Source organism: Parabacteroides acidifaciens, assembly GCF_003363715.1.
In the GTDB taxonomy this organism is placed as follows: domain Bacteria; phylum Bacteroidota; class Bacteroidia; order Bacteroidales; family Tannerellaceae; genus Parabacteroides; species Parabacteroides acidifaciens.
In genome coordinates this window covers 1-4,206 of record NZ_QREV01000105.1, presented here as the reverse complement: position 1 = coordinate 4,206, position 4,206 = coordinate 1, and the positions used below count along the sequence as shown (strand labels likewise).

The 4,206-nt window shown below is 42.7% G+C and carries 2 protein-coding genes; both read left to right on the top strand.

What is annotated here, in order from left to right; genetic code table 11:
• Nucleotides 1-57 precede the first annotated feature (57 nt).
• On the top strand, nt 58-3,477 hold the full coding sequence (locus DWU89_RS20190; protein ID WP_115501423.1) for a DUF6383 domain-containing protein: 3,420 nt from the start codon (nt 58-60) through the stop codon (nt 3,475-3,477).
• Between the two features lie 187 nt (nt 3,478-3,664).
• Nucleotides 3,665-4,093, top strand: a complete 429-nt coding sequence (locus tag DWU89_RS20185; RefSeq protein WP_115501422.1) for a hypothetical protein — start codon at nt 3,665-3,667, stop codon at nt 4,091-4,093.
• Nucleotides 4,094-4,206: the final 113 nt, after the last annotated feature.

Genomic DNA, 4,206 nt, shown 5'->3' with positions numbered 1-4,206 from the left:
CGAGATGCTATACATTATATAACACATAAGTTTTATTACTAATTAAATTATTAAATTATGAACAAAAAGTTTTCTACACTTTTGACCGGCGCTCTGCTGGTCGGTTCGTTGACAGCGAATGCTGATCCATCTCCTACAGGCATCGATGTCGCTAACGTTTCAAAAATTGAACAGTTAGCGAGTGGTACTCGCTATTATGTACTGAGTACGGCTAAGATCAGTGCACCAGGCCCTGTTGCAGCAGGCGTGTACATAGCTAAAGATATTGAGGGAAGAGCTATGGCTGGAACTATTAGTGGTTTTAACACAGCAGCTGATGTTAGCCAGATACTTTGGAGTATCAAGGCGAATTCTGTAGAAGGTTCTAACCGTTATGTCTTTACAAATAAACAAACAGGTGAGACACTTTCTTTTGATCCTGCAAATGCGATTGATGCTTCCGGCATGAGCGAGGTTGTTGCTCCGGATGACGCCGATAAAGCATATCAAATGACTCCCACGGAAACAAGCTGGACTTACGTTAAAAATAATGATGACGCAACCGGTCTTGCTGATCTCGCAGAGTTGACATGTGCTTTTCATGTAGACTCAACGATGCAGTTAGTAGTGAACACTACTAAAGGTACTGTTTTTGCAATTAAGTATGCAAATGCAAAGAAATATACAAGTCTTAAAGAAGGATCTATTCTTTCAATCCAGGCTGTTCAGCCCGGTACTCTTACTCTTTCCGCTAAAGATTTGAACACACAGGGTGATAATGCTGCTGAAAAGTACTTCACTATGGGTACAAGTCTGACTCTGAAGGGCAATATCTTTGCTGGCGGAAAGTGGCAGGCACAGACAATTGTTGCAAATGGTGGAGCTACTAAAGCTGATGATTATGTGTACGCAGGTTCTACAACAAGTTCTTTAGCTGCAACAACTACCGATTGTGTTGTTTTGAACAAAATCGGTTCTGATGGCAAACCTTCATTCAACTTTGCTCATATCGATACAGCTTACTGGGATGGCGTGTCTGATAATAAGGATAAATGGTATAAGCTTGCTGTCGCTGAAGGGAAAGCAGCTCTGGATGCAAGTAAAGCTCTTACAGGCATAGACTCTTTAGGTCGTGATGGTGGTCTTGCACAAGAAGCATTTGAATTCAAGTTCACAAGCGATTTGTTCAAGGATAGTGTGATCGTAGCTGTAGGTACTAAAGCTTTGAAGAAAAAAGGAGATGCCACTAAAGAAGTATTTGGCAAAGAGACATATTGGGGAGATGATAATAGTACTCTTGCGGATTATACCACTCTTTCTTTCCAGAAGTTGAGTGATGCAAATGTACTGACTTTGGATCAAGCAAATGAGGATAATAACCTTCCGTTCTACCTGGCCGCTCCCGTTGTTAAGGGTACTGCTGCTGCCGTAAAAGACGGTGTATATTACATTCAGAACAAGGCAGGTCAGTTCCTGGCTGCTCCTATTTACAACACATATAACAAAGTTTCCGTTTCTGATGTTAAATGGGTAACAGTAGACGGTGGTTTGCAAGAAGTGGCTCACATGCCGGCTTACCAGTGGGTTATTTTGAAGGATCAGGTGTATTCTGAAACTTCTCCTGTAACGATAACTAACCGTGAGTTTATTGTAAATAAAACAGTAGACGGTACATCTGTCCAGTTTAACCAAAAAGATGCCGGAAGCTGCCTGTATGTAGGTGCTGAAGTCCTCTTTGAAAAAGAGAGTGGTAAATGTGATACAAAGATTAAAACTACCGACTCTCTGAAACTCGTTCAGATCACCGATCTGGCTATTTTGGGTGATAGCCTGTTAGGTTATAAGAACTTCGAAAAAGACTCTCTGTTAGTAAACCGCTATACATTCAACTACCTGCACGATTATGCAGATAACAAGTATATCGTGAAGTCATCAAAAGACTCTTTGGCTTTGGCTACCGACGGTGCACAACCGTTAGAGATTGAGGCTATCGTAGGCGAGGATATTCGTTCGTATGGTTTTGAAGTTACTGACGATGTTGCAGGCCGTATCAAAGGTTTGAAACAATTATACAGACGGGCTTATAACGTTTATGCTCCTACTGCAAAAGGTAAACTGTATCTGGCTAAGAATAAGGAAAACCAATATGTGTTTACAAGTAATTTAAGTGCAACTCCTTTCCTGTTCAAGGAAGAAAACGACTTGACAAACAACAAGCATTATCATGCATTGCTGGCTATAAAGGAGGGTAAAGGAACGGATGATGAAAGGTACACAAAAGTCGGTGTATCTGATGCTTCCGTAGTACTGAAAGATCAGGAAATGAACGAAACAAGAACATCTACCTTCTTCATCGGTAAATATGACGCTCCTTTGTATCGTCGTTTCAACTCTTTGAAGCTGGAAGGTAATGAAGGTGATGCTGCCGATACATTGCGTTTCGTAGAAAAGTACCGCAAAGAATACCTGCAGGTTGAAGCTAACGAAAACTTCAAGGTTAAGGGCATCGACTTCTTAGGTCTCTATACTCCGGACTTTACCAAAGACGGCAAATCATTCATCGTCGACACTGCTCTTGTTAACCGTGATAACGGCGATCTCAAACCGCAGTACCTGATCTCTATCGACCGTACAGACAAACCGACTGTTCCGGGCGTAGCATGTCCAGATAAAGCACCGCACTATGATATTAATGGTAATGAGACAGACGAATACCATTGTATCCATGCGACACCGGCTATTCCGGGCTTCAACTTCGGTAAATACCTGGTTAACTTCGCTGACTCTGTAGCAAATGCTACCGGCAACAAAGACAACTATAGCTGGAAGGGTTATACCCGTGCCGGTTTCGTGAAAGCCGCTCACATGGGTGATAGCCTGTATATCCTGACCGGTCAGTTTGCCGATGTAACTCCTGCTACATTCGACACGGCTGTAATTAAGAAAGCTGTTAAGGATGGCAAGTATGACAAAGAATACATTAAAGACCTGAGGGGTAAGGAACATAAGTATGTGACTTGGTCAATGCGTTTCGTTAATCCTGCAGTTGCAGCTAACGAGGTAGAAGACGACCGTGCATTCTTGATGGAATCTATGAAACAAGAAGGTGAGAATGATATTGCTCCGGTTGCCGGTTGTTGGTTGAAGATGCAGAATGGCTGCCTTGTTATGTCTGGTACTGCCGGAAGCTCTTCTTCTTTCGAAGAGATCACTAATGGTGACGATGCATTGATCTTCAATGTAGAAAAAGGTAACAAAGACGATATTGCAACAGAAAACGAAGCTGCTCCTGTCGTATCAGAAGTGAAAGTTATCGCTGCTAACGGTGGTGTTCAGATCGTAGGTGCTGAAGGCAAGAAGGTTGTTATCACTAACATCTTAGGCCAGACAGTTGCCAACACGGTTCTGACTTCAAGCGACGCAACGATCGCTACTCCTGCCGGTGTAGTTGTCGTAGCCGTTGAAGGCGAAGAAGCTGTAAAAGCAATCGTAAAATAAGAATGAAATGATAATCAAATAATTCTAAAATAGAACGCGCGGAGATTTCAGTTTTCAAGTAACCTGTGACAGGTGAACAAGCGCTCAGATTTAATATTAATAATACTAAAGTATATTGAATTTAAAAGTTCAATGTAGCCGGTAACCCTGTGAAGGATGAAAGCATACAAAAGATAAGTCCCGGAAGATGGTAACACTTCCGGGGCTTTGTCGTTTTATAATACAAACAAACAATCAGCATGAAAAAAAAATTGAAGCCGCCGGCCTGAACCGGATGTTGCAAGAATTAAATGAGACGCTGCAGCCAGCGGAAAAGCAGCTGCACGAGTTAGTAAAACGCTGTAACCAGGTGAACCGTATCCTGGAACACGCAGCCCTGGAGGAAGATATGGAGTGGAAAGACCGGGTCGTCTTCCACGGGTCGACACACCAGTTCCTGACGCTTCTGGCGCCACTGATCAAGAGCGAGCACTGCAAGGTGGACGGGAAAAGCAACCGCGAAGCCCTTCTGCGTGCGCTCGACGAAGTGATCAAAGTCTGTCCCGAAGAAGGAAAAGAGCCCCTGAAATTTTCCAGTTTATTGGATGCCGCCAAACGCTATCTTTCAGATGAATAATATTCGACACCCTTTTTACTAATAAAGCAAAAAAGATGTGAGCTAACCGGTTCATTCTCCCTACATTTGAACAAATGCCGAACGAATCGACATAAATCACACAAAAGTTGCAT